This is a genomic window from Streptomyces sp. NPDC005017, from assembly GCF_042873115.1.
Lineage (GTDB): Bacteria > Actinomycetota > Actinomycetes > Streptomycetales > Streptomycetaceae > Streptomyces.
The window spans coordinates 120,337-144,310 of the sequence record NZ_JBIALD010000013.1 but is presented as its reverse complement, the minus strand read 5'-3'; the positions used below and the strand labels follow the sequence as shown (position 1 = coordinate 144,310).

Sequence of the window (23,974 nt, the reverse complement as noted above, 5' to 3'; positions counted from 1 at the left end):
CATGGCACGCGGCAAGCTTCGGATCTATCTCGGCGCGGCGCCCGGCGTCGGCAAGACCTACGCCATGCTCTCCGAGGCCCACCGACGGGTCGAGCGGGGCACCGACTGCGTGGTCGCCTTCGTCGAGCATCACGGCCGGCCGCGCACCGAGGTGATGCTGCACGGCCTGGAGCAGATCCCGCGCAAGGAGCTGGCCTACCGGGACAGCACCTTCACCGAGATGGACGTCGACACGGTCCTCGCCCGCCGCCCGCGGGTGGCACTCGTCGACGAGCTCGCGCACACGAACATCCCCGGCTCCCGCAACGCCAAGCGCTGGCAGGACGTCGAGGAACTGCTCGCCGCCGGCATCGACGTGGTCTCGACCGTCAACATCCAGCATCTGGAGTCGCTGGGGGACGTCGTGGAGTCGATCACCGGCGTACGCCAACGTGAGACCGTCCCCGACGAGGTCGTACGGCGTGCCGACCAGATCGAGCTGGTGGACATGTCACCGCAGGCGCTGCGCCGGCGGATGGCCCACGGCAACATCTACAAGCCCGACAAGGTCGACGCGGCCCTGTCCAACTACTTCCGCCCCGGCAATCTGACCGCCCTGCGGGAGCTGGCGCTGCTGTGGGTGGCCGACCGGGTCGACGCGTACTTGAACGAGTACCGCAGCGAACACCGTGTGTCCAAGATCTGGGGCTCGCGCGAGCGGATCGTGGTCGGCCTGACCGGCGGCCCGGAAGGGCGCACCCTCATCCGGCGCGCCGCGCGCCTGGCGGAGAAAGGCGCCGGAGGTGAGGTCCTGGCGGTCTACATATCCCGCAGCGACGGCCTGACCTCGGCCTCACCGAAGGAACTGGCCGACCAGCGCACCCTGGTGGAGGACCTGGGCGGCACCTTCCACCACGTCGTCGGCGATGACATACCCGCTGCCCTGCTGGACTTCGCGCGCGGCGTCAACGCCACCCAGATCGTCCTCGGCGTCTCCCGCCGCAAGGGCTGGCAGTACGTCTTCGGACCCGGCGTCGGCGCCACGGTGGCTCGCGAGTCCGGCCCCGACCTGGACGTCCACCTCATCACCCACGACGAGGTGGGCAAGGGGCGCGGGCTACCTGTCGCCCCCAGGGGCGCGCGGCTCGGTCGGACCAGGCTCATGTGGGGCTGGCTGACCGGCGTAGGCGGACCATTGCTGCTGACGTGGCTCCTGAGCACCGCCCTCCCCGACGTGGGGCTCGCCAACGACATGCTGCTGTTCCTGACCCTGACGGTCGCCGCGGCCCTGCTGGGCGGGCTCTGGCCGGCGCTGGCCTCCGCGGTGGTCGGATCCGCCCTCCTGAACTGGTACTTCACCCCACCGGTCCACACCTGGACCATCGCCGACCCGAAGAACATCGTGGCCATCGCGGTGTTCTTCGGCGTCGCCGTGTCCGTCGCGTCCGTGGTGGACCTCGCCGCCCGCCGCACCCACCAGGCGGCCCGGCTGCGCGCCGAGTCGGAGATCCTCTCCTTCCTCGCCGGCAACGTCCTGCGCGGCGAGACCAGCCTCGACGCCCTCCTGGAGCGGGTTCGTGAGACCTTCGGCATGGAGTCGGTGGCGCTGCTGGAACGCGAGAGCGATCTCGCACCCTGGACCTGCGTCGGCAGCGTCGGCCCACGGCCCTGCGTCGTGCCCGACGAGGCGGACGTCGACGTCCCAGTCGGCGTCCACATGGCCCTTGCCCTGTCCGGGCGGGTACTGCCGGCCGAGGACCGCCGTGTGCTGGCCGCCTTCGCCGCTCAGGCGGCCGTCGTCGTGGACCGACAGCGCCTCCAGCAGGAGGCCGACAAGGCCAAGGAACTCGCCGAGGGCAACCGCATCCGTACCGCCCTGCTCGCCGCCGTCAGCCACGACCTGCGCACCCCGCTCGCCGGCATCAAGGCGGCGGTCACCTCCCTGCGCTCGGATGACGTGGAGTGGTCGCAGGAGGATCAGGCGGAACTCCTGGAAGCGATCGAGGACGGCGCCGACCGCCTCGATCACCTCGTCGGCAACCTGCTCGACATGTCCCGCCTCCAGACCGGCACCCTCAACCCCCTCATCCGCGAGACCGACCTGGACGAGGTCATCCCGATGGCACTGGGCGGCGTACCCGAGGACAGCGTCGAGCTGGACGTCCCCGAGACCCTGCCCATGGTGGACGTCGACCGCGGCCTGCTGGAACGCTCCGTCGCCAACATCGTCGAGAACGCCGTGAAGTACAGCCCGCCGGGGGAGCGGGTCCTGGTCTCGGCGAGCGCCATAGCCGACCGCGTGGAGGTCCGGGTCGTGGACCGCGGTCCGGGCGTCCCGGACGAGGCCAAGTCCCTCATCTTCGAACCCTTCCAGCGCTACGGCGACGTCCCGCGCGGCAACGGCGTCGGCCTCGGCCTCGCGGTCGCCCGCGGCTTTGCCCAGGCCATCGGCGGCAGCCTGCACGCCGAGGACACACCCGGCGGCGGCCTCACCATGGTGCTCGCCGTCCGGACGGCGCCGGAACGACGGCCGCAGCAACCGGACGTGCCGGCGGCGGCCACGTCTTGAGGAGGGGCGCTCGGGGGCGTCCGGGGTTCAGCGTTGCGTGCGTGGCACCACGCGGCGCCACTTAGCGCCAAGTGGCGCCATGTCGGTTCGCCAGGCCGTACATGGCGTCATGGCGACTCAGGCCGTTTGTGTCACGTTTTCCCAGGTCAGGTGGCATCTCGCGCGCTCGGCGACCCGCGAGGTCCCATCTGGGCTTGCATGTGGCGCCATTGTGGTGCCATTATGGCGCCATGGACCTCACGCCGTATGTCGAAACTCTCCGCCGCGAACTCGCGGTGGCCGCTGAAACCGGCGGCGAAGAAGCACGCGAGCTGGCCGAGCGGCTCACCGCTCCCCTGGAGTCGGCGACCCGGCTGACCATGCTCAACGTGCTCTCCGCCGCGATGGACGAGATCACCCGTGAGCTCGCCCCCGGCTCGGTCGACGTACGGCTGCGCGGGCTGGACCCCGACTTCGTGGTGACGCCGCCGCCCACCTACGGTGCCGCCCCCGCGGAGCCGGCCGCGCCCGTCGAACCGCTCAGGGCCCCGGCCGAGGGTGACGAGGGCGGCACTGCCCGGGTCAACCTGCGTCTTCCGGCCCACCTCAAGGCCCGCGCCGAGGAGGCTGCGAGCCGCGAGGGCCTGTCGGTCAACGCGTGGCTGGTACGCGCGGTGTCGGCTGCGGTCGAGGGCGGCCCTCGCCCCCGTACGACGGAGAAGAGCCAGAGCGTCGGCCAGAGCTTCACGGGGTGGGTGCGCTAGCCGCACCCGCACCACTTCACCCACACGACTTCACGTCCCACCAGCGGGGACGCCCTGTAGACCCAAGAGGACGGGACAGCCATGCCTTCTTTCGACACCCCTGCACCGATCTCGGTCACCGCCCGCGTGGAGGCCGGTTCCATCCAGTTCGCCGCGAGCGACCGCCTCGACACCGTGGTCGAGGTGCGGCCCCGCAACCCGAAGAAGGACCTGGACGTGCGGACGGCCGACCAGACCGACGTCACGTACGCGGGCGGGGTCCTGACCGTCATGACGCCGAAGCCCAACCTGTTCGGACTCGGTCGCACCGGCGTCGTCGACGTGACGGTCGAACTGCCCGCGGGCTCGCGCATCGACATGACCGGCGCCTGGACCCAGGTGCTCGGCGAGGGCCGGCTCGGCGAGGTCCGCGTGAAGACCTCCTCCGGCGACGCCCGCCTCGACACGACCGGGCCGCTGAACCTGACCGCCTCGCACGGCTCGATCACCGTGGACCGGGTCGAGGGCGGGGCCGAGATCACCACCAGCTCCGGCAGCCTGCGCGTCGGCCTCGTCGACGGCCCCGCCGTCCTGAAGAACTCCCACGGCACCACCACCGTCGGCGCCGTGACCGGCGAGACGCGGGTGAGCGGCGCCCACGGCGACATCAGCATCGACCGCGCCGAGGACTCCGTCACCGCCACCACCGCCCACGGCACCGTGCGCGTGGCCGAGGTGGCCCGCGGCACCGTCCGGCTGGAGACGAACTACGGCGCCATCGAGGTCGGCGTCCGCGAAGGAACGGCCGCCTGGCTCGACGTCAACTCCGGCTCTGGCCAGGTGCGCAACACGCTCACCGAGTCCGACGCCCCGCAGGAGACCGAGGACACCGTCAAGATCCACGCTCGCACCAAGTACGGCAACATCGACGTCCGCCGCGCCCGGGCCTGAACGGTTCCATTCCCCCACCCGCATCAGCCTTCGGAACGGAGGGCTCCATGCCTTCATCTGTCATGCCCACATCCAGGCGGGGGGCTGGCCCGCAGTCGCCCGCCGCCATCTCCGCCATCGGTCTGCGCAAGTCGTACGGCGACAAGACCGTCCTCAACGGTATCGATCTACGCATTCCAGCCGGTTCCGTGTTCGCGCTGCTCGGCCCCAACGGCGCAGGCAAGACGACCGCAGTGAAGATCCTCTCCACGCTCATCACGGCCGACGGCGGGCAGGCCCAGGTCGCGGGCCACGACCTCGCCACCGAGGCGCAGGCGGTACGCGCCGCGATCGGCGTCACCGGCCAGTTCTCGGCGGTGGACGGGCTGATCACCGGCGAGGAGAACATGCTCCTCATGGCGGACCTGCACCACCTGTCCAAGCGCGAGGGCCGCCGCACCGCCGCCGAACTGCTGGAGCGCTTCGACCTGGTAAAGGCGGCGAAGAAGCCCGCCTCCACCTACTCCGGCGGCATGAAGCGCCGCCTGGACATTGCCATGACCCTCGTCGGCAGCCCGCGGATCATCTTCCTCGACGAGCCGACCACCGGCCTCGACCCGCGCTCCCGGCACAACATGTGGCAGATCATCCGCGAGCTGGTCGACGACGGCGTCACCGTCTTCCTCACCACCCAGTACCTGGAGGAGGCCGACGAACTCGCCGACCGCATCGCGGTACTGAACGACGGCAGGATCGCCGCCGAAGGCACCGCGGAGGAGCTGAAACGACTGATCCCCGGAGGTCACGTCCGCCTCCGCTTCACCGATCCAGTGGCATACGAGAACGCCGCGTCCGCCCTCCGCGAGACTCAGCGCGACGACACGGCACTCACGCTTCAGATCCCCAGCGACGGCAGCCAGCGCGAACTGCGCTCCCTAATCGACTGGCTCGACGCGGCCGGCATCGAGGCCGAAGAACTGTCCGTGCACACACCAGACCTGGACGACGTGTTCTTCGCCCTGACCGGCACAGACGGCGTGCCCCGCCAGCCCAAGGGGACCACCCGATGAGTACCCTCACCCTCGCCGTGCGCGACTCGGCCACGATGCTGCGGCGCAACCTCCTGCACGCCCGCCGCTACCCGTCGATGACGCTGAACCTGCTGTTCTCGCCGGTCATACTTCTGCTGCTCTTCGTCTACATCTTCGGCGACGTGATGAGCGCCGGTATCGGGGGTGGTGGCGCGGACCGCTCCGAGTACGTCGCCTATCTCGTCCCGGGCGTCCTGCTGCTGACCATCGGCGGCACCACGATCGGCAGCGCCGTGTCCGTCGCCATGGATATGACGGAGGGCATCATCGCTCGCTTCCGTACGCTGGCGATCCACCGCGGGTCGGTGCTCATCGGGCACGTCGTGGGCAGTGTGCTGCAGTGCATGATGAGCGTGCTGCTCGTCGGGGCGGTCGCGGTGGCGATCGGCTTCCGGGCCACGGATGCCACAGCCGTGGAGTGGCTGCTGGCGATCGGGCTGCTGACGCTCGTCTCCCTGGCGCTCACCTGGATCGCGGTCGGCATGGGCCTGTCCAGCCCGAATCCCGAGGCGGCCAGCAACAACGCCCTGCCGTTGATGATCCTGCCGCTCCTGTCCAGCGCCTTCGTGCCCGTCGACGCGATGCCGGGCTGGTTCCGGCCGGTCGCCGAATACCAGCCCTTCACCCCGGCCATCGAGACCCTGCGCGGACTGCTGCTGGGCACCGAGATCGGCCACAACGGCTGGCTCGCCGTGGTCTGGTGCCTGGGCCTGGCGATGCTCGGCTACTTCTGGTCCAAGTCGCTGTTCGCCCGTGACCCGAAGTAGCGGGAGAAGGCGCAGGACGTGAGCTACAACCCTGCAGAGCCGTGACCTGAACAGGGGACTGGTCGCGGCCATGCCTTGGTTGAGCCGTGTCTAAGCTTGGCGCCATGCGCCCTCTGAGCGGCACGCGTCCGCGCTCACTTCGCCTGCCCGGATCGGGCAGGCGGGTGGCCGGATGAAGGCCCCTGACCCCTCTCGCGACCGAGACGTGCGGCGCATCGAGTACGCCCTGCTGCTGGCCGCCGTGCCACTGGTCGTCACCGGTGCCCTCACCGACTCTTTGTGGCTGCTGGGCATCGGGGCATGGGCTTTGATCGCCGCCGGCCTGATCGAAATGATCTATCGGCCCTGACGGCCGGCGCGTGAGGTGTGGGTCCTAGTTGTGGGCGAGGAGCTGGTCGGTGGCGTGTTGGACGCGCTGGACGGCACGTGCGGTGGCGCGGAGGGCCGCCTCGAGTTCGGGTGGCTGTCCGCCTGAATTGAGAGTGCGGGCGACCTGGTTGAGGTTGTTGCCGACGTGGCCGAGGTGCCGACGGGCGGCGAAGAGTTCTGTGATCAGCTCCCGTCGTCCGGCGACTGCGGCGGCGGTGCAGTCGAGGTCATCGGCGGCAGCGAGGCCGCTGCGGGCGAGGAAGGCGGGCAAGGTGGTGCGGACTGCGGTCGCGGCGGCGGTGAGCCGGGTCTTCTCGTCGTCGTTGAGGCGGACGCTGCACACATGAACGCGCTTGTGAGCGGGTGGCTTGGGCGAGCGCTTACGCGGACGGTTCTTGGCGGCGTGGCGCTCGCGGCGCGGCGGGAGTCTGTCCGGCTGGGATCCGTTCCGGGATGCTGTCTCGTGGACCTGCGCCCCCCGGTGCTGGTCCGTTCCCGCCATCCCAGGGGCGGGCTGGGGCGAGGGCGCCTTCCCCGACGGGGAAGAGTGTCTTCGCCGATAACTTGCTCCCCCTGAGGTCGAGTTGGCAGTCGGCTCATCTGGGGTGGGGGCAGGGTCTATAGGCGGGGTCTTCATGGGCTCTTCTTCCTTGTCGTCGTAGCGGTGCCAGCCTGGTTGCGCAGCCGTTCAAGGACCTGCCAGGCCGGCCCGGCTGATCCGCCTCGGGACCGGCTTCGAGCCTGTCGGCTGCGGCTTCCCCTTCGCGGGGACCGTGCGGGGTCGGTCCCCGCTGTGGCTGGTGTCCGCGGGACCGTGGCCCCCGCCGTCGGGGACCGAGGGATGCCGGTCCCGACGTGAGCGGTCCCCGGATCGGATTCTGTGTGCTGGTCTCCGCCGTCGGGGACCGTGGAGGGGACCGGTCCCATAGCGCCCTGACCAGCAGTTTCGTGGGATGGTCCCGCCGCGTCCCCTGCGGCAGCGTCGGTCCCGGGGACCGTGGACCGGGGTCTCGCGGTCCTCGGGCCAGTCCTCGCGGTCACCGTTTGATGCCTTCCTCGGTCCCGGTGGCTGGGCTCGGGCCGTTCGCCTGGGGACGGTCCCCGGCCGGAGGCCGGTCCCCTGGTGAGGTCTCCTCGGTCCCCGGCCGATGAGCTGTCGGTGGGGACCGTTGCTGGGGACCGCGCCTGACCGGCCAGATGGAGCGATCCCTGCGCGTCATCACGCCGGGGACCGACGGGTGGCCGGGCGCTGGCGAGCGATGGCCGCAGGCAGCTTGCGGTCGATGGGCGGGAAGCGCGCGGGCTGGTCAGGCGGCGGGCGCGGCGCGGCGTCGGTCGGGACCGGTGAGGATGACGCGCTCGGTCATCTCGGCTAGGCGAGAGGCGACCCGGTCGCCGAGCGCGGCGCGGAGTTCGGCGGTGGGGAGGTTGGTGGTGATGAGGGTCGGGAGCATGTGCTCGTACCGGTGGTTGATCAGCCGGTAGGTGAGCTCCTCCGTCCACTCGCTGCTTTTGGCCGCGCCGAGGTCGTCGAGGAGGAGCAGCGGGCAGCGGGCCAGGGTCTGCAGGTCGCGTTCGGCGTCGTGGCCTTGGCGGGGGCGCAGGCGGGCGTACAGGTCGGCGGTGGTGGTCGCCTCCCAGCGCAGGCGGACGCCTCGGCTCAGGAGGGCGCGGACGGCGCCGTACGCCTGGTGGGTCTTGCCGGTGCCGGCAGGCCCGGCGAGCAGCAGCGACGGGCCCTCAGCGATGCCCGGTCCACCGGTCGCCCACGATCTGGAGAGTGTCGAGGTCTGGTCGCAGGCTTTCAGGCCGCTTGTCACGTGTGCCGTGTGGCTCCACGTCGACCTCGATGATCGAGTACTTCCGGAACTGGTCCTCCTCCCGTAAGAGCCGGAAGGGCACGGGAAACAGCCGTACGTGCCGAGGCGCACCCTCATCCAGGCGTATGCCCGCCACACAGCTGATCTCGCGGTACTTGTTGGACAGCTCCGGATACGTCTTGACCGTGATCATGATTCTCGCGCGCTGACGTTTCCCCGATCGCATAGCCGCCCCCTCCACTGATCTCCCCAATCCCGATTGGAGGAGAGGCATGCGCCTCTGGCAAGGGCGCGTGCAGGAGGGAGGGACGAAGTCAGGCCAGGGGAATCACGGGTACAGCGGCCCGCTTGCGGACCGTCTCCAGGACGACCTGCCGGTGGCAGCGGGCCTCGTCTTTCTCGAAGCACAACACCGCGACCCGCGACTGCCGGGCGTGCTCGGCGAGGCGGTCGAGGTCCGACTGCGCCTCCTCGGACCGGAGCAGGCTCCGGAAGCGCGCCCTGCCCACCTCCAGGCGGCCTTCCCAGAAGGGCTCCCGGTTGTCCTTGGGATTGCCCAGGCCACGCAGGTGCGTGTACTCGGTGCCGGCCTCGGCCAGCGCCTCCCCGAGCCGCGTCTTGCTGAAGCCCTTCTTACGGCTGATCGGCGTGAGCCGTACGTCCGCCACGACATCGATCCGGCTGTCGCGGAGTGAGGCGACGAACGACTCGATGTCCCGTCCCTCATACCCTGCGGACCAGAGCCCAGGTGCGGTCTTGGTCGCCCGGAAAAGATCGTCGAGGGAGACTTCCAGCGCCTCGGCGACCGCTCCAACCGTGAGGAAACCTGACTGGATCGCTCCCTCACCCTCCAGCCGCGCCAGCGTCCGGACGGCGATCCCCGCCTCCTTGGCGAGCCGCTCCCGCGACCACCCGCGGGCCTCCCGCAGCGCTCGCACTCGCCGAGCGAGGGCGCGGGCGTGATCGTGGGGACGCGCTGAGTGAGGGGCTGCCATGTGCCGTGATCCTAACGGCGGTTGAGGTGGGCGGACATGTCGTTCTTGGCCGTGTGCGGAGCTGGATTCGCGAACGCGCAGGTCCGGGTGTCCTCGCGTGCCGAACCGCACACCCGCCCAGCGGTCACCCCCTGGGAGAAGCCGACCAAGATCTTCTCCCAGATTTCTCCCAAACGATCTCCAGAAACCGCTCAGGGGCCTGATCCACTAAGTGGATCAGGCCCCTGACCTGGTACTTCCCTGTCGGGGTGGCGGGATTTGAACCCACGACCTCTTCGTCCCGAACGAAGCGCGCTGCCAAGCTGCGCTACACCCCGATCGTCGCTGCTCTCGCGGCGACGACGTTTACTTTAGCCCACTGGTGGCTGGAGACGAAATCCGGTTTTGGCACGGTGGCGGATCGGGTTCGGGCGGGTGTGGTCGAGGGCCACCAGGAGCACCGCCAGGGCGTAGATGGCGAGGCCCAGGAGGAGGGCGTTGCCGAGGACGGACTTGTAGCCGTGGGCGTCCACGTCGAGGAAGGGGTAGAGGTAGCGGCCGCCCGGGGTGTCGGGGAGCAGGAGTTCGCCGCGGGTCAGGGAGAAGGCCAGATAGGCGAGCGGGTAGACGAGCCAGGTCGCGGCCTGGCGCAGATGCAGGCGGCCCGGGGGAGTGAGCAGCAGCCAGTCCAGGACGGCCGCGGCGGGGACCACCGTGTGCAGGAGGTGGTTGGAGACCGCGTGCCAGCCCGTCGGGGTGGCCGTCGTCCCCGTCATCGCGAACGGGCTCGCCGCGTTCGCCAGCAGCAGGTGGTACACCAGGCCGGTGATCACGACGTAGAGCAGTACGGCCCCGGTGAGGCCTCCCGGCAGTGGACGTCGGGCGCTCCAGGCGCGGCGGGCCGAGGCGACGAGGACCAGGGCCAGCAGGATGCTCGCCTGGGTGGTGAAGAAGCTCAGGACGCGCAGCGGGCTGCCCAGGAGCATCTCGATGGTCACGCCCGCGGCCGCCAGCAGTGCGGTCAGCAGGCGGAAGGCGGCCGTCAGCGGCCTGCGCGCCGGCGCCACCACGGCCGCGGCGGGTACGTGCGAGGGCAGCAGCGCGGGCATTCCCGGGATCGCGGGGAGGTCCGGGATGTCCCTGGGTATCGGGGCGGTCATACCCTCAAGCTAGGTATAACCGGCATAACGGGCGATGTGGGTCGGCTGTGTGGGTTACCCCCGAGACGGGAGCGGTGGGAGTGGCGGGAGAGGACCGTGGGGTGACTGGAGTGGCTGGGGCAGCCGTTTCGCCGCCCCAGTCTGACCCGCGCGGGCAGCCGTTTCGCCGCCCCCGCCTGACCCGCGCGGCCGGGCCCGTCCGCCCCGGCCACCCGTCACCTCGCCCCCGTCACGCCTCCCGCGGCACCAGCGTCAGGAGCGTCGCCTCCGGCGGGCACGCGAAGCGCACCGGCGTGTAGCGGCTCGCCCCGCAGCCCGCCGACACGTGCAGATGCGCCGTACGGCCCTGTGACGTGTGCGTGGACAGGCCCTTGACGCGGTCCGTGTCCAGGTCGCAGTTGGTGACGAAGGCGCCGTAGAAGGGCAGGCAGACCTGGCCGCCGTGGGTGTGGCCGGCCAGGATCAGCGGGTAGCCGTCCGCCGTGAACGCGTCCAGGCTGCGCAGATACGGCGCGTGGACGACACCCATCGAGAAGTCCGCCGTGCCCGAAGGCCCCCCGGCCACCTCCGCGTACCGGTCCCGCTTGATGTGCGGGTCGTCCACGCCGGTCAGCTCGATCGTCGCGCCGTCCGCCTTGAGCAGGCCCCGTGTGTTCGTCAGGTTCAGCCAGCCCGCGGCGTCGAAGCCGTCCCGCAGGTTCTCCCACGGGTTGTGGACCACGCCGACGGCGGGCGGGTTGCCGTTGAGGCCGTGCCTGCCCTGCGCCTTCTCGAAGAGGTACCGGGCGGGGTTGCGCAGCGTCGGCCCGTAGTAGTCGTTCGAGCCGAAGACGTACGCCCCCGGGAAGTCCATCAGCGGCCCCAGCGCGTCCAGCACCTCGGGCACGGCCTCCGGGTCGGAGAGGTTGTCGCCCGTGTTGATCACGAAGTCGGGGCGCAGACCCGCCAGCGAGCGCAGCCAGCGCTGCTTCTTGCGCTGCCCGCCGACCATGTGGATGTCGGAGACGTGCAGCACGCGCATCGGGCGCATGCCCCGCGGCAGTACGGGGACGGTGACCCGCCGGAGCCGGAACGAGCGGGCCTCGAAACCCGCCGAGTAGAGAAGACCGGCGGCCGCTACCGCCGTGATGCCGAGGGGTACTCCGTATCGCGCGCGCATACGGACATCGTGTCAGACCCGCCGGTCCGTTCCGTACGGCCGTCCCTCACGCCCGTCCCGCACGCGGAGCCGGGCCGCTGCCCCCGTACGTCGTCCCGTGCCGCCGTCTCCTGGGAAATGCACGGGCGGCCGTCCCCCGGTACCTGCGACAATCAAGCCATGACCACGCTCAAGTCGAAGCTTCAGGAAGACCTCAACGCCGCGATCAGGGAGCGCGACGAGCTGCGCTCCTCGACGCTCCGGCTCACGCTCACCGCGATCACCAAGGAGGAGGTCGCGGGCAAGGAGAAGCGCGAGCTCTCCGACGACGAGGTGCAGAAGGTGATCACGCGCGAGGCGAAGAAGCGCCGGGAGGCCGCGGACGCCTTCGCGCAGGGCGGCCGCGCCGAGCAGGCCGAGCGGGAGAAGGCGGAGGGCGAGATCCTCGCCGCGTACCTGCCCAAGCAGCTCTCCGACGACGAGCTGGAGCAGATCGTCGCCGCGGCCGTGGCGGAGGCCACGGGCGCGGGTGCCGAGGGGCCCCGGGCCATGGGCGCGGTCATGAAGATCGTGAACCCGAAGGTGGCCGGTCTGGCCGAGGGCGGCCGTGTCGCCGCCACGGTGAAGAAGCTGCTCGCGGGCTGAGTGCCCCCGTACCCACGCGCGCGTCGTACGCCGACCAGCCGCCCCGGGCCGCCGAGGCCCGAGAGGCGGCTGTGTCATGTCCGGGGGCCCCAGCCCCTTCCCGCCCGGCCCCCAGTACCAGGGCGTGGGGCGGGGCGAGGACCTGCCGCAAAGGTAGCGGGATCATGCCGGTGCCGTTCCAACCCGCGGCCCTGCGCACGGAGTTCGCGTGCGCAGGGCATCACCCATAGCTGCCGGCAGGGCGGTCAGTCACGTCCCCCGGGACCGTTGCCCGGACCCTGGATGAAGCCCTCCGGGATGGAGAACGTGGGGTCAGGCTCGACGTTGCCCCCGCCGTTTCCGTTGCCGCCGCCGAGCAGGCCGCCGATGAGACCGTCGTCGCCGTTGCCCCCGTCGTCGCGGCCCTTGTCCCTGTCCCTGTCCTTGTCCTTGTCCTCCGGCTTCGGCGGGTCCGGGATGTCGACCAGGTTGAAGTCGAGCACCTCCTTGTTCGCCAGGGCGCCGGTCATCATGTCGCGCCAGATCGGACCGGGCACCTGGCCACCGAAGACCTTGTCGTGCCACACGCCGCCGATGCTGATGCCCTCCATCTTGCGCTCGTGCGCCGGGTCGCCGACCCAGACGGCACCGGCCATGTTCGGGGTGTAGCCCACGAACCAGGCGGCGAAGCGCTCGTCGGTGGTACCGGTCTTACCGGCGCTCGGGCGGCTGCCGAGACCGGCCTGCGTACCCGTACCGTCCTCGACCACGCCGCGCAGCAGCGTGTTGATGGTGTCGGCCGTGGTCTCGGACATCGCCCGCGAGCAGGTCGACTTCGGGACCTCCAGGGACTTCGTCTGGCCGCCGGTGCGCCGGCTGATCGCCTCGATGGCGACCGGCGTGCAGTACATGCCGCGCGAGGCGAAGGTGGCGTAGCCGTTCGCCATGGTCAGTGGGGACATCTCCTCGCTGCCGAGGGCGATCGAGGGGTTCTGGTGCATCTCGTTGCCGTCGGCACGCGCGACGCCCATCTTGGCCGACATCTCGGTCACCGGGCAGATGCCGATCTCGCTGATCATCTCGACGTAGTAGGTGTTGACGGACTTCGCCGTCGCCTCCTTCATCGAGTACGGGCCGACCTCGGCCTCGTTCTCGTTGGTGAGCTTGACGCCCTTCTCGTCCCAGATCTTGCCGTCGCAGGCCTGTACCGGGCTCGGGTACTCCATCTCGTACGGCGAGCGGTACATCTTCGTCGCCGGCATGCCGCCCTCTATGGCGGCCGCGGCCACGATCGGCTTGAACGTCGAACCGGGCTGGAAGCCGAGTCCGCCGCCCATGGACTGGTCGACGGAGAGGTTGATCTGCGTCTCGTTCTTGCCGAAGCCGTACGGCCGCGACTGGCCCATGGCGAGGATCTTGCCGGTGCCGGGCTCGACGATGCTCGCCGCGGTCGCCACCTCGTCGTTCTTGCGGACGTGGTCCTTGACCGACTGCTGGACCGAGTCCTGGGCCTGCGGGTCCATCGTCGTCCGGATGGTCAGACCGCCCTGGTTCCAGATCTTGGCCCGGTCCTCCTTGGTCTTGCCGAAGACCGGGTCGGTCAGGAACACGTTGCGCACGTAGTCGCAGAAGAAGCCCGCGCCCTTCACGGCGGTGATGCAGCCGTTTTTGGGCTGCTTGACCTTGAGGCCGAGCGGGGTCTCCTTGGCCTTGTCGGCCTCCTCCTGGGAGATGTCGCCGACGTCGGCCATGCGCTGGAGCACGATGTTGCGCCGCTTGGTGGCCTCGGTCTCGTCGTTGACCGGGTCGAAGCGGCTCGGCGACTGGACGATGCCGGCGAGGAGCGCGGCCTCCTGGACCTTGAGGCTCTTGGCGTGCTTGGAGAAGTAGCGCTGGGCGGCCGCCTCGACGCCGTAGGCCTGCTGGCCGAAGAACGTGATGTTCAGGTAGTTCTCGAGGATCTTCTTCTTGCCGAGCTCCTCCTCGACCTGGATCGCGTACTTCAGCTCCGCGATCTTGCGGCCGAGGGTCTGCTGGGTGGCCTGCGCGACCTTGGTGGGGTCGTCGCCGGCCTCCTCGACGAAGACGTTCTTCACGTACTGCTGGGTGAGCGTGGAGGCGCCCTCGGCGACCCCGCCGCTCTGCGCGTTCTTGTTCAGCGCGCGCAGGACGCCCTTCAGGTCGACCGCGCCGTGCTGGTAGAAGCGCGCGTCCTCGATCGCGACGATCGCCTGCTGCATGTACGGCGAGATGTCCTTGAGCTCGACCACCGTGCGGTCGCGTGAGTACACCGTGGCGATCGTGCCGCCCTGGGCGTCGAGGATCGTGGTGCGCTGGCTGAGCGGCGGCGTCTTCAGGTTGGCCGGGAGCTCGTCGAAGCTCTCCACCGACCCCTTGGCCGCGAGCCCCAGCGCGCCGACGGCGGGCAGCGCGATACCGGCCATGACTGCGCCGGCCAGCACACTGACACCGAGGAACTTGGCCGCCTGCTGCACGGGCGACAGGCCACCGCCTGAGGGCTTCTTTGGCATGGGGGCAGCCTACGTTCTCATTCGCCGGACACGCGTATATGCCTTGGCCTAAGCTGCTCTCAACTGTCACAGCAGTGCGGCCATGTATCAATACGTCCGGCGACCCCGAATCGTTCCGGATGGGCCCGGCTCTCCGTCGGGGGCGTGTCCGAATCCGCCTTCTGTGTCACGTGGCGCCCGTTGTGACTCAACTGAACTGTCCTGTTCTGTGGGAATTGTCACGCATGTCGCCCGCTCACTCCCGCGGGTGATCTGCCGCTTACGCATAGTCCGTTCGGGCCATTCAAGATTGGGCCCGAAGGGGGTGTTGCGCTGTGCCCACCTTCCGTAACGTCCTCAACTGGCGGCGGTGAATATGCCGCTGCCGCCGTGGGGGAGCCTCGATTCGGGAGAGGACGGCGCCGGTATGGGCTGGGTAACCGACTGGAGTGCGCAGGCGGCCTGCCGCACTACCGATCCGGATGAACTGTTCGTTCAGGGAGCAGCGCAGAACAGGGCCAAGGCGGTGTGCACCGGATGCCCGGTACGCACCGAATGTCTGGCCGACGCGCTCGACAACCGCGTCGAGTTCGGCGTGTGGGGAGGGATGACGGAACGGGAGCGTCGCGCGCTGCTGCGCAGGCGGCCCACCGTGACCTCCTGGCGCCGGCTGCTGGAGACGGCTCGTACGGAGTACGAGCGTGGGGTCGGCCTGGTACCCCTCGACGACGACCAGGTGTACGAGAACTACGCGGCGGTGGGCTGAGGTCCTGGGCAGGACTCGACCACCCGCCGTGCCGGGTCGGCGGACCGGTCCGGTCACCGACCGTCAGCCGCCCGCGGTCACCCACCGCCGGGCGCCTCCGGTCACCGCCCCGCGGGCTGCTCCGGTCACGAGCCGACGAGCGGCTCCGGCCGGCAGCCGACAAGCAGCTCTGGCCAGGAGCCCGTGAGCAGCCCCCGCCGGGAGCCCGCGCGGCTCGGCCCAGGGGCGTCGGGCAGTGGTCACCCGAGGCAGCGGGTCACTCGGGCAGTTCCGGCCGGTGGGCCGCGAGCCGGTTCCCGATGTCCCGCAGCCCCGCGAGGTCGTGCACATCGCCGGGCAGGGCGGCCACTTCGGCCACCGCCACCTCGGGGTGGAGCGCGGTGAAACGGTCACGTGTGCGCTGCTCGCGGGAGAGCAGATGCATGCGGTCCGCGTGCAGCCTCAGCAGGCCCGCGGTCAGTTCGTCCGCGGACCGGTCGTGCTCGGCACCGGAATCGGTGCCGGGGTCGGCGCCGGCGGCGGCGTTCGGGTCGGGGGAGTTCGAACTGCCGTCTTTCTCGGGGGAGTTACGAAGCTCAGCCTTCCCGTCCGGCTGATCGACAATGCGGGGCTCCTCAAGATTTTCCGCGGCGGCGAGCGCCCGCTCGGCCGACAGCCGGGCGGCGCCGCTGCCGTGCACCCGGTTCAGCACCAGACCCGCGAGCGGCATGTCCTCGGCGGCCAGCCGCTCCACGAAGTACGCGGCCTCCCGCGTCGCGTCCCGCTCCGGGGCCGCGACCACCAGGAAGGCCGTCCCGGGCGCCTGGAGCAGCTTGTACGTCGCGTCCGCGCGGGTGCGGAAACCGCCGAACATCGAGTCCATCGCGGCCACGAACGTCTGCACGTCCTTGAGCAGTTGCCCGCCGAGCAGCTTGCCGAGGGCGCCGGTCATCATCGACATGCCTACGTTCAGGAACATCATCCCCGCGCGCCCGCCCACCTTCGCGGGCGCCAGCAGCACACGGATCAGCTTGCCGTCCAGGAACGAACCGAGGCGCTTGGGCGCGTCCAGGAAGTCCAGCGCGGACCGCGAGGGCGGTGTGTCGACGACGATCAGGTCCCACTCGTCGCGTGAGCGCAGCTGTCCCAGCTTCTCCATCGCCATGTACTCCTGCGTGCCCGCGAAGCCCGCCGAGAGCGACTGGTAGAAGGGGTTGCTCAGGATCGCGGACGCCCGCTCGGCGTCCGCGTGCGCCTCGACGATCTCGTCGAAGGTGCGCTTCATGTCGAGCATCATGGCGTGCAGTTCGCCGCCCGCCGCCTCGTCGATGCCCTTGACCCGGCGCGGGGTGTTGTCCAGCGAGTCGATGCCCATGGACTGCGCGAGCCGACGGGCCGGGTCGATGGTCAGCACCACGACCCTGCGGCCACGCTCGGCCGCGCGCAGGCCCAGCGCCGCCGCCGTGGTCGTCTTGCCGACCCCGCCCGAGCCGCAGCACACCACGATCCGGGTCTCCGGGTCGTCGAGCAGCGGGTCGATGTCGAGGACGCGCGCGGGGGCGATACGGCGCTCCTGGACGGGTTCCGGGGTCATGCGATCCCCTGCTTCCGCAGTTCGGTTGCCAGTTCGTACAGACCCGCCAGGTCCATGCCCTCGGCGAGCAGCGGCAGTTCGTGCAGCGGCAGGTCCAGGTCTCCGAGGACCGCGCGCTGCTCCCGCTCCAGGGCGTGCCGCTCGGCGTACTCCTCGGCCTGCTCCAGCAGCGGGTCCACCAGCCGCTCGGCGTTCCCGCCGCGCCGCGCGCCGCCCAGCCCGGCGGCCGACAGCGACCGCGCGACGGCCGTGCGCGGCAGCTTGCGTACGAGATCCACACCGGCCGCGTCCAGCACCTCGGGCCGGACCATGTTGACGATCACGCGGCCCACCGGGAGCCGGGCGGAGCGCAGCTCGGCGATGCCGTCGGCGGTCTCCTGGACCGGCATCTCCTCCAGCAGCGTCACCAGGTGCACGGCCGTCTCCGGCGACTTCAGCACCCTCATCACGGCCTGCGCCTGATTGTGTATCGGGCCGATCCTGGCCAGGCCGGCGACCTCGTCGTTGACGTTCAGGAAGCGGGTGACACGGCCCGTCGGGGGCGCGTCCATCACGACGTAGTCGTAGACGAACCGGCCGCTTCGGTCCTTGCGGCGGACCGCCTCGCACGCCTTGCCGGTCAGCAGGACGTCCCGCAGGCCCGGCGCGATCGTGGTGGCGAAGTCGATCGCGCCGAGCTTCTTCAGGGCGCGTCCGGCGCCGCCGAGTTTGTAGAACATCTGGAGGTAGTCCAGAAGGGCCAGTTCGGGGTCGATGGCGAGGGCGTGCACCTCCCCGCCCCCTGGCGCGACCGCGATCTTCCGTTCCTCGTAGGGCAGCGCCTCCGTCTCGAAGAGCTGCGCGATGCCTTGCCGACCCTCGACCTCGACGAGGAGCGTCCGCTTCCCCTCCGTGGCCAGGGCCAGCGCTAGGGCCGCGGCGACCGTCGTCTTACCGGTCCCGCCCTTGCCGCTGACGACCTGGAGCCTGCTCACGTCTTCGAGCGTAACCAGTCCGGCGGCGCGGCAATCAAGGCTGTGGACAAGCACACGCCGAGCCTGTGGAGAAACGGTTGCCGAAGCCGCCCCGGCGCCGCCGCCCCGACCGGTCGTCACCCGACGCGGCACCACCCGTCGCAGCGGCTACAGTCGGCCCCATGACCAAGTGGGAATACGCAACCGTGCCGCTGCTCGTCCATGCCACGAAGCAGATTCTGGACACCTGGGGCGAGGACGGCTGGGAGCTCGTCCAGGTCGTGCCCGGCCCCAACAACCCCGAGCAGCTCGTGGCCTACCTGAAGCGCCCGAAGCCGGGGCAGGCGGCATGAGCGCGGTCGAGGCGAAGCTCGCCGAGCTGGGGCTGACCCTGCCGCAGGTCGTGCCGCCGCTGGCCGCGTACCAGCCCGCCGTGCGGAGCGGCGTGTACGTGTACACCGCGGGCCAGCTGCCCATGGTGGAGGGCAAGCTCCCGGTCACCGGCAAGGTGGGCGCGGAGGTCACCCCGGAGGAGGCCAAGGACCTGGCCCGCGTCTGCGCGCTGAACGCCCTCGCGGCCGTGAAGTCCGTCGCCGGTGACCTGGACCGCATCGCGCGTGTGGTGAAGGTCGTCGGATTCGTGGCCTCGGCCTCCGACTTCACCGGCCAGCCCGCCGTCCTCAACGGCGCCAGCGAGCTGCTGGGCGAGGTCCTCGGCGACAAGGGCGTGCACGCGCGCAGCGCGGTGGGCGTCGCGGTGCTGCCGCTGGACGCGCCGGTCGAGGTAGAGGTCCAGGTGGAGCTGACGGAGGCGTGAGCGGCGTGCGCGCCGTGTGCCCGGTCGATGTGCGCGTGAGCGCCGTCTGATCGTGGCGCCGTCCGATCGCGGCTGCGTCCGGTCGTGGCTCGGTCCGATTGTGGCTCCGGGGTGGATCGCTTCCTCCCCGGGGCCGGGCCGGGGCCGGTCTGGGGCCGGGCGTCCGGCCCCGGCGGCGGGGCTTCCCGGGCGAGTCAGGCCCGGTGACCAGCCCTCTCGCGCACCCTCTCCCGGCGGCCGGTGATCGACCCCCTCTCGAACATCCGCCCGCCACGGGATAGCCTCCGGCCATGGCGAACGGTCAGTGGTACCCCCCTCAGTGGCCGGACCGGATCCGCGCCCACGCGGACGGCACCCTCACACCCGTGCAGCCCCGGCGCGCCGCGACCGTCATGCTGCTGAAGGACGGCGCCGGCGGTCCAGCCGTGCACATGCTGCGCAGACGCGCCTCGATGGCCTTCGCCGGGGGCGCCTACGCCTACCCGGGCGGGGGCGTCGATCCGCGCGACGACGACCACCAGATCGGCTGGGCGGGCCCCACGCGCGCGTGGTGGGCCGAACGCCTCGGCGTGGACGAGCGCGGCGCCCAGGCGATCGTGTGCGCCGCCGTGCGCGAGATGTTCGAGGAGGCCGGGGTCCTGCTCGCGGGGCCCGCCGCGGACGAGGTCGTCGGCGACACCACGGGAGAGGACTGGGAGGCCGATCGCGCGGCACTCGTGGCACGTGAGCTGTCCTTCGCCGAGTTCCTCGACCGTCGCGGCCTGGTGCTGCGCTCCGACCTGCTGGGCGCCTGGACCCGCTGGATCACCCCGGAGTTCGAGGAGCGCCGTTACGACACCTGGTTCTTCGTCGCGGCCCTGCCCGCCGGGCAGCGCACCCGTGACGTCTCCACGGAGGCGGACCGCACGGTGTGGATCCGCCCCGAGGAGGCGGCCGCCGGGTACGACAAGGGCGAGCTGCTGATGATGCCGCCCACCATCGCCACGCTGCGCCAGCTCCTCGCGTACGGCACGGCCGCCGAGGCACTCGCCGCCGCGCCCGGCCGGGACCTGGCCCCGGTGCTCGCCCAGGCGCGGCTGGAGGGCGGCGAGATCGTGCTGACGTGGCCGGGACACGACGAGTTCACCAAGCACGTCCCGACGGGCACCGCCGGGACCCCGGCGCAGGCCCCGCGGAACCCGATGGGTGGAGCCCGATCATGACCGACGCGAGCGCCCTGCCCGGCCAGCCCCGCGGCGGGGTCCTGTCCGGCCGAGCCACCGCGCGCGCGGTGAACGTGCTGGCGCCGAACGCCTCCGCGATGACCCTGGACGGCACCAACACCTGGATCCTCGCCGAGCCGGACTCCGACCTGGCCGTGGTGGTCGACCCGGGCCCGCTGGACGAGGGCCATCTGCGCAACGTCGTCGACACCGCCGAGAAGGCGGGCAAGCGTGTCGCCCTCACCCTGCTCACCCACGGCCACCCGGACCACGCCGAGGGCGCCGCCCGTTTCGCCGGGCTGACCGGCACGCGCGTGCGTGCCCTGGACCCGGCTCTCCGGCTGGGCGACGAGGGCCTGGCCGCCGGAGACGTCGTCGAGCTCGGCGGTCTGGAGCTGCGGGTCGTGCCCACCCCCGGGCACACCGCCGACTCCCTGTGCTTCCATCTGCCGGCCGACCGCGCGGTGCTGACCGGCGACACGATCCTGGGACGCGGCACGACGGTCGTGGCGCACCCCGACGGGCGGCTCGGCGACTATCTGGACTCCCTGCGGCGTCTGAGGTCCCTCACGGTCGACGACGGCGTGCACACCGTGCTCCCGGGCCACGGGCCGGTCCTGGAGGACGCCCAGGGAGCCGTGGAGTTCTACCTCGCCCACCGCGCCCACCGGCTGGCCCAGGTCGAGACGGCCGTCGAGGACGGCTACCGCACGCCCGGACAGGTCGTGCGGCACGTCTACGCCGACGTGGACCGCTCCCTGTGGCCCGCGGCCGAGCTGTCGGTCCGCGCGCAGATGGAGTACCTGGAGGAACACGGCCTGATCCAGGGCGACAGGCCCTAGCGTCCCCTCACGGCCCTCACGGCCCTCACGGCCCTCACGGCCCTCACGGCCCTCACGGCCTCGCACCGGCCGCGGCACGGCCTCACGCGGGCCGGGGCGCCTTCGTGCCGTGCACGCGCGTGTACTCCGCCTCCAGCCACGGCCCGAGGTCGTCGACGTAGGAGGCGAGGACGGCGGGGTCGTCGGTCGGCTCGTAGCCGAGGACGGCCGCCGCGCGGAGCCGGTCGGCGCGCTCCGGGTAGTGGCCCGCGAAGGCCTCGGCCATCTCGTGCAGATCGCTGGTCCAGCCGTTCCAGCGCGGCATGACCAGGGTGAAGCCGGTGCGGACCAGGTGCCGGGAGGTGTACCGCACCAGCCGGCGGCGCGCCTCGGGCGTCCGGGCCTCGGCGACACGGTCCCGCCATCGCGGCAGGAGCAGCGCGAGGTCGCCGTTGGTCTCCCGGGCGAGCCGGGAGTCGGGGCGGTAGCGCGGGAGGTACTCGGCGAGGTCCTCACCCAGCAGCGGGGTGCACAGACACGCCACGAACCAGCCCAGGTCGTACGTCTCGAGGTCGCTCAGCAGCCGCGCCCTGCCGTGGAGCAGCGTGCCGACCCCGTCGACCTGCTCGAACCGTTTGTCGAGCGCCTCGTCCAGCGCCCTTACGGCGTCCCGGTCGGCGTCGGCCGGTTCCTCGCGCAGCGCGACCAGCAGGTCCAGGTCGCTGCGCCCCACGCGCGCGGTGCCGCGCGGGACGGACCCGTAGAGGTAGCCGCTGTGCAGCCGGTCGCCGAAGAGGTCCAGGAGCCCGTCACGGGCCGCCACGACCACGGGCCGGAAGGGCTGCGGAATCCGCCCCAGTGAGCCCTCGCGCTCGATGCAGCCCTGGGCGTCCAGGCCGGGCCGCGACTGCCGTGGGGCGCGGGCGGCGCGGTGCACCGTCTCGGTCATGGGGCCACTGTGCCCCCGACCGGGGCACAGTGGCAGCGCATTTTCGGCGTGGGGGGTGAACGTCACCGGCCGTTCAGGCCGGCGTAACTCACCGGGAGCGCTTGGCGAGACGCTCGACGTCCAGCAGGATCACGGCCCGCGCCTCCAGGCGCAGCCAGCCGCGCTGGGCGAAGTCGGCGAGCGCCTTGTTGACCGTCTCGCGCGAGGCGCCCACCAGCTGGGCCAGCTCCTCCTGCGTGAGGTCGTGGACGACGTGGATGCCCTCCTCGGACTGCACACCGAAGCGGCGCGAGAGGTCCAGCAGGGCGCGCGCCACACGGCCGGGCACGTCGGAGAAGACCAGGTCCGACATGGCGTCGTTGGTCTTGCGCAGCCGGCGCGCGACGGCGCGCAGCAGGGCCGCGGCCACCTCCGGGCGGGCGTTCAGCCAGGGCTGGAGGTCGCCGTGGCCGAGGCCCAGCAGCTTGACCTCGGTCAGCGCGGTGGCGGTGGCGGTGCGCGGGCCCGGGTCGAACAGCGACAGCTCGCCGATCAGCTCTCCGGGGCCGACGACGGCGAGCATGTTCTCGCGGCCGTCGGGGGAGGTGCGGTGCAGCTTGACCTTGCCCTCCGTCACCACGTAGAGCCGGTCGCCCGGGTCGCCCTCGTGGAACAGGGAGTCGCCCCGCGCCAGAGTCACCTCACTCATGGAGGCGCGAAGCTCCGCGGCCTGCTCGTCGTCGAGAGCCGCGAAGAGCGGATTGCGCCGCAGAACGTCGTCCACGAGTTCTCTCCTTGTCGACCTGCTCAGGGGATCTTGCTCCCCGGTGTACCAGGGGACCACGGTGCCCATTTTGCCGGACGGTCCAAACAGTGTGATCTGTCACAAGGATGCCGCACTGGTGTCCCGGGGTAAGCGGCAGGGGTCCAATTGGGCGCCGATCTTCAGGGTCCGGGGCGGATGTCGGTGGCGGGCCGTAGGCTGACCGAGTGTCCAAAACGCCGGTGAGAGCGCAGGCCGAGGGGGCTGGGCGGATGGTTGTACGGCGGGATTCCGCTGTGGGCGAACAGACCCCTGACGGTGACAGGAAAGCGGCAGAAGCCACGAAAAGCGCGACGGCCGGGAGGAAGGCCACGGGGACGCGGAAGCGGGCCGCTGCCGCGGAGAGCACCACTCCCGAGAAGAGCACCGCTCCCGCGAAGAAGTCGGCTTCCGCCGAGAAGGCCGCCCCCGCGAAGACGTCAGCAGTGAAGAAGGCGGCGGCCAAGAAGACAGCGGCTGAAAAGGCGACGTCGGCCAAGAAGGCGACGGCCAAGAAGTCCGCCCCCGTGAAGAAGGCCACCGCCGTCAAGAAGCCCGCCGCCGTCGGCGCGAAGGGCACCTCCGCGGTGAAGACCGCGTCCGCGCGGACGGCCGCCGCCGCGTCGCCGAGGAAGAGCGAGTCCCGCACCGCGCTGGTCCGCCGCGCCCGCCGTATCAACCGGGAGCTCGCCGAGGTCTTCCCGTACGCCCACCCCGAGCTGGACTTCGCCAACCCCTTCCAACTCCTGGTCGCCACCGTGCTGTCGGCCCAGACGACCGACCTGAGGGTCAATCAGACGACCCCGGCGCTGTTCGCGAAGTACCCCACCCCCGAGGACCTGGCCGCCGCCAACCCGGAGGAGGTCGAGGAGATCCTGCGCCCGACCGGGTTCTTCCGGGCGAAGACCAAGTCGGTCATAGGGCTGTCCAGGGGACTGGTGGAGCAGTTCGGCGGAGAGGTGCCCGGCCGGCTGGAGGACCTGGTCAAGCTGCCCGGGGTCGGCCGCAAGACGGCGTTCGTGGTGCTGGGCAACGCCTACGGGCGGCCCGGCATCACCGTGGACACGCACTTCCAGCGGCTGGTGCGGCGCTGGCAGTGGACCGAGGAGACGGACCCCGACAAGATCGAGGCGACCGTCGGCGCCCTGTTTCCCAGGAGCGACTGGACCGATCTGTCGCACCACGTCATCTGGCACGGCCGCCGTATCTGCCACGCCCGCAAGCCGGCCTGCGGCGCCTGCCCCATCGCGCCGCTCTGCCCGGCGTACGGCGAGGGCGAGACCGATCCGGAGAAGGCGAAGAAGCTGCTGAAGTACGAGAAGGCGGGCCTGCCCGGCCAGCGCCTGAACCCCCCGCAGGCGTATCTGGACGCGGGCGGCAGGGCCGCGCCCCCGCTGGGTGCCGGATGACGGGCGCGACAAGGGAACGATCACGGCGGGCCCGGGCGTTGGACCGGGTG

The 23,974-nt window shown here is 71.1% G+C and carries 22 protein-coding genes, 1 tRNA gene and 2 pseudogenes; 13 read left to right on the top strand and 12 right to left on the bottom strand.

Annotated elements, in window-relative coordinates:
- Window position 1: 1 nt before the first annotated feature.
- From ACFYR0_RS21340 to ACFYR0_RS21315, 6 genes are all read left to right on the top strand, one after another.
- On the top strand, window positions 2-2,548 hold the full coding sequence (locus ACFYR0_RS21340) for a DUF4118 domain-containing protein (RefSeq protein ID WP_389330116.1): 2,547 nt from the start codon (window positions 2-4) through the stop codon (window positions 2,546-2,548).
- Between the two features lie 230 nt (window positions 2,549-2,778).
- Window positions 2,779-3,291, top strand: coding sequence for a hypothetical protein (locus ACFYR0_RS21335; protein ID WP_389330113.1), 513 nt, complete (start codon window positions 2,779-2,781; stop codon window positions 3,289-3,291).
- Between the two features lie 81 nt (window positions 3,292-3,372).
- A complete protein-coding gene (locus ACFYR0_RS21330) occupies window positions 3,373-4,221 on the top strand; it encodes a DUF4097 domain-containing protein (RefSeq protein WP_389330110.1) in 849 nt (282 codons plus the stop codon).
- A gap of 62 nt (window positions 4,222-4,283) precedes the next feature.
- On the top strand, window positions 4,284-5,270 hold the full coding sequence (locus tag ACFYR0_RS21325) for an ATP-binding cassette domain-containing protein (RefSeq protein ID WP_389330106.1): 987 nt from the start codon (window positions 4,284-4,286) through the stop codon (window positions 5,268-5,270).
- Window positions 5,267-6,058, top strand: a complete 792-nt coding sequence (locus ACFYR0_RS21320; protein WP_389330103.1) for an ABC transporter permease — start codon at window positions 5,267-5,269, stop codon at window positions 6,056-6,058. Before ACFYR0_RS21325 ends, ACFYR0_RS21320 begins: the two co-directional genes overlap by 4 nt.
- Before the next feature lie 205 nt (window positions 6,059-6,263).
- On the top strand, window positions 6,264-6,407 hold the full coding sequence (locus ACFYR0_RS21315; RefSeq protein ID WP_389330100.1) for a hypothetical protein: 144 nt from the start codon (window positions 6,264-6,266) through the stop codon (window positions 6,405-6,407).
- 24 nt (window positions 6,408-6,431) lie between these two features.
- Here ACFYR0_RS21315 and mobC read toward each other — a convergent pair whose 3' ends face one another.
- The 7 genes and pseudogenes from mobC to ACFYR0_RS21280 form a co-directional block, all read right to left on the bottom strand.
- Window positions 6,432-6,770, bottom strand: a complete 339-nt coding sequence (mobC, locus tag ACFYR0_RS21310) for a plasmid mobilization relaxosome protein MobC (protein ID WP_389330097.1) — start codon at window positions 6,768-6,770, stop codon at window positions 6,432-6,434.
- A gap of 964 nt (window positions 6,771-7,734) precedes the next feature.
- Window positions 7,735-8,187, bottom strand: a pseudogene (locus ACFYR0_RS21305) (ATP-binding protein); the annotation flags it as partial.
- 4 nt (window positions 8,188-8,191) lie between these two features.
- A pseudogene (locus ACFYR0_RS21300) lies at window positions 8,192-8,440 on the bottom strand (hypothetical protein); the annotation flags it as partial.
- 121 nt (window positions 8,441-8,561) lie between these two features.
- A complete protein-coding gene (locus ACFYR0_RS21295; protein ID WP_389330094.1) occupies window positions 8,562-9,242 on the bottom strand; it encodes a DUF488 family protein in 681 nt (226 codons plus the stop codon).
- A 243-nt stretch (window positions 9,243-9,485) separates the two neighbouring features.
- A tRNA-Pro gene (locus tag ACFYR0_RS21290) sits at window positions 9,486-9,559 on the bottom strand.
- 33 nt (window positions 9,560-9,592) lie between these two features.
- Entirely contained in the window at window positions 9,593-10,381 is a 789-nt protein-coding gene (locus ACFYR0_RS21285; RefSeq protein ID WP_389330091.1) for a Pr6Pr family membrane protein, read from the bottom strand.
- Window positions 10,382-10,610: 229 nt separating this feature from the next.
- Window positions 10,611-11,540, bottom strand: coding sequence for a metallophosphoesterase (locus ACFYR0_RS21280; RefSeq protein ID WP_389330088.1), 930 nt, complete (start codon window positions 11,538-11,540; stop codon window positions 10,611-10,613).
- Window positions 11,541-11,699: 159 nt separating this feature from the next.
- Between ACFYR0_RS21280 and ACFYR0_RS21275 the strand changes: the two genes are divergently transcribed.
- Complete coding sequence (locus ACFYR0_RS21275; RefSeq protein ID WP_389330085.1) at window positions 11,700-12,164, top strand: GatB/YqeY domain-containing protein; 465 nt, start codon at window positions 11,700-11,702, stop codon at window positions 12,162-12,164.
- Between the two features lie 245 nt (window positions 12,165-12,409).
- Here ACFYR0_RS21275 and ACFYR0_RS21270 read toward each other — a convergent pair whose 3' ends face one another.
- The gene (locus ACFYR0_RS21270; RefSeq protein ID WP_389330082.1) at window positions 12,410-14,674 is read right to left on the bottom strand and encodes a transglycosylase domain-containing protein; all 2,265 of its coding nucleotides are present in this window, start codon (window positions 14,672-14,674) and stop codon (window positions 12,410-12,412) included.
- A 406-nt stretch (window positions 14,675-15,080) separates the two neighbouring features.
- Here ACFYR0_RS21270 and wblA point away from each other — a divergent pair, with 406 nt between their 5' ends.
- On the top strand, window positions 15,081-15,419 hold the full coding sequence (wblA, locus tag ACFYR0_RS21265) for a transcriptional regulator WblA (RefSeq protein ID WP_386386414.1): 339 nt from the start codon (window positions 15,081-15,083) through the stop codon (window positions 15,417-15,419).
- Window positions 15,420-15,675: 256 nt separating this feature from the next.
- Here wblA and ACFYR0_RS21260 read toward each other — a convergent pair whose 3' ends face one another.
- Both ACFYR0_RS21260 and ACFYR0_RS21255 read right to left on the bottom strand, forming a co-directional pair.
- Entirely contained in the window at window positions 15,676-16,992 is a 1,317-nt protein-coding gene (locus tag ACFYR0_RS21260) for an ArsA family ATPase (protein ID WP_389330079.1), read from the bottom strand.
- Window positions 16,989-17,966: an ArsA family ATPase gene (locus ACFYR0_RS21255; RefSeq protein ID WP_389330076.1), complete on the bottom strand. Its 978-nt coding sequence runs from the start codon at window positions 17,964-17,966 to the stop codon at window positions 16,989-16,991. Before ACFYR0_RS21255 ends, ACFYR0_RS21260 begins: the two co-directional genes overlap by 4 nt.
- Before the next feature lie 161 nt (window positions 17,967-18,127).
- Between ACFYR0_RS21255 and ACFYR0_RS21250 the strand changes: the two genes are divergently transcribed.
- From ACFYR0_RS21250 to ACFYR0_RS21235, 4 genes are all read left to right on the top strand, one after another.
- Window positions 18,128-18,298 carry a DUF4177 domain-containing protein gene (locus tag ACFYR0_RS21250; RefSeq protein WP_386386419.1) on the top strand — a complete coding sequence of 57 codons (171 nt, stop codon included), beginning with the start codon at window positions 18,128-18,130 and terminating at the stop codon, window positions 18,296-18,298.
- Window positions 18,295-18,762: a RidA family protein gene (locus ACFYR0_RS21245; RefSeq protein WP_389330073.1), complete on the top strand. Its 468-nt coding sequence runs from the start codon at window positions 18,295-18,297 to the stop codon at window positions 18,760-18,762. Before ACFYR0_RS21250 ends, ACFYR0_RS21245 begins: the two co-directional genes overlap by 4 nt.
- A 290-nt stretch (window positions 18,763-19,052) precedes the next feature.
- Entirely contained in the window at window positions 19,053-19,964 is a 912-nt protein-coding gene (locus ACFYR0_RS21240) for an NUDIX hydrolase (protein ID WP_389330070.1), read from the top strand.
- On the top strand, window positions 19,961-20,806 hold the full coding sequence (locus ACFYR0_RS21235; RefSeq protein ID WP_389330067.1) for an MBL fold metallo-hydrolase: 846 nt from the start codon (window positions 19,961-19,963) through the stop codon (window positions 20,804-20,806). Before ACFYR0_RS21240 ends, ACFYR0_RS21235 begins: the two co-directional genes overlap by 4 nt.
- 82 nt (window positions 20,807-20,888) lie before the next feature.
- Here ACFYR0_RS21235 and ACFYR0_RS21230 read toward each other — a convergent pair whose 3' ends face one another.
- Both ACFYR0_RS21230 and ACFYR0_RS21225 read right to left on the bottom strand, forming a co-directional pair.
- Complete coding sequence (locus tag ACFYR0_RS21230) at window positions 20,889-21,734, bottom strand: nucleotidyltransferase (protein WP_389330065.1); 846 nt, start codon at window positions 21,732-21,734, stop codon at window positions 20,889-20,891.
- Between the two features lie 88 nt (window positions 21,735-21,822).
- Window positions 21,823-22,497, bottom strand: a complete 675-nt coding sequence (locus tag ACFYR0_RS21225; RefSeq protein WP_029382547.1) for a Crp/Fnr family transcriptional regulator — start codon at window positions 22,495-22,497, stop codon at window positions 21,823-21,825.
- A gap of 275 nt (window positions 22,498-22,772) precedes the next feature.
- On the opposite strand from ACFYR0_RS21225, the gene nth reads away from it, so the two are divergent.
- Window positions 22,773-23,924, top strand: a complete 1,152-nt coding sequence (gene nth, locus ACFYR0_RS21220; protein WP_389330061.1) for an endonuclease III — start codon at window positions 22,773-22,775, stop codon at window positions 23,922-23,924.
- Window positions 23,925-23,974: the final 50 nt, after the last annotated feature.

Coding starts and splice junctions, on each gene's coding strand:
- ACFYR0_RS21340 (WP_389330116.1), top strand. CDS start 2: ATGGCACGCGGCAAGCTTCGGATCTATCTCGGCGCGGCGCCCGGCGTC.
- ACFYR0_RS21335 (WP_389330113.1), top strand. CDS start 2,779: ATGGACCTCACGCCGTATGTCGAAACTCTCCGCCGCGAACTCGCGGTG.
- ACFYR0_RS21330 (WP_389330110.1), top strand. CDS start 3,373: ATGCCTTCTTTCGACACCCCTGCACCGATCTCGGTCACCGCCCGCGTG.
- ACFYR0_RS21325 (WP_389330106.1), top strand. CDS start 4,284: ATGCCCACATCCAGGCGGGGGGCTGGCCCGCAGTCGCCCGCCGCCATC.
- ACFYR0_RS21320 (WP_389330103.1), top strand. CDS start 5,267: ATGAGTACCCTCACCCTCGCCGTGCGCGACTCGGCCACGATGCTGCGG.
- ACFYR0_RS21295 (WP_389330094.1), bottom strand. CDS start 9,242: ATGGCAGCCCCTCACTCAGCGCGTCCCCACGATCACGCCCGCGCCCTC.
- ACFYR0_RS21285 (WP_389330091.1), bottom strand. CDS start 10,381: ATGACCGCCCCGATACCCAGGGACATCCCGGACCTCCCCGCGATCCCG.
- ACFYR0_RS21280 (WP_389330088.1), bottom strand. CDS start 11,540: ATGCGCGCGCGATACGGAGTACCCCTCGGCATCACGGCGGTAGCGGCC.
- ACFYR0_RS21275 (WP_389330085.1), top strand. CDS start 11,700: ATGACCACGCTCAAGTCGAAGCTTCAGGAAGACCTCAACGCCGCGATC.
- ACFYR0_RS21270 (WP_389330082.1), bottom strand. CDS start 14,674: ATGCCAAAGAAGCCCTCAGGCGGTGGCCTGTCGCCCGTGCAGCAGGCG.
- wblA (WP_386386414.1), top strand. CDS start 15,081: ATGGGCTGGGTAACCGACTGGAGTGCGCAGGCGGCCTGCCGCACTACC.
- ACFYR0_RS21260 (WP_389330079.1), bottom strand. CDS start 16,992: ATGACCCCGGAACCCGTCCAGGAGCGCCGTATCGCCCCCGCGCGCGTC.
- ACFYR0_RS21250 (WP_386386419.1), top strand. CDS start 18,128: ATGACCAAGTGGGAATACGCAACCGTGCCGCTGCTCGTCCATGCCACG.
- ACFYR0_RS21245 (WP_389330073.1), top strand. CDS start 18,295: ATGAGCGCGGTCGAGGCGAAGCTCGCCGAGCTGGGGCTGACCCTGCCG.
- ACFYR0_RS21240 (WP_389330070.1), top strand. CDS start 19,053: ATGGCGAACGGTCAGTGGTACCCCCCTCAGTGGCCGGACCGGATCCGC.
- ACFYR0_RS21235 (WP_389330067.1), top strand. CDS start 19,961: ATGACCGACGCGAGCGCCCTGCCCGGCCAGCCCCGCGGCGGGGTCCTG.
- ACFYR0_RS21230 (WP_389330065.1), bottom strand. CDS start 21,734: ATGACCGAGACGGTGCACCGCGCCGCCCGCGCCCCACGGCAGTCGCGG.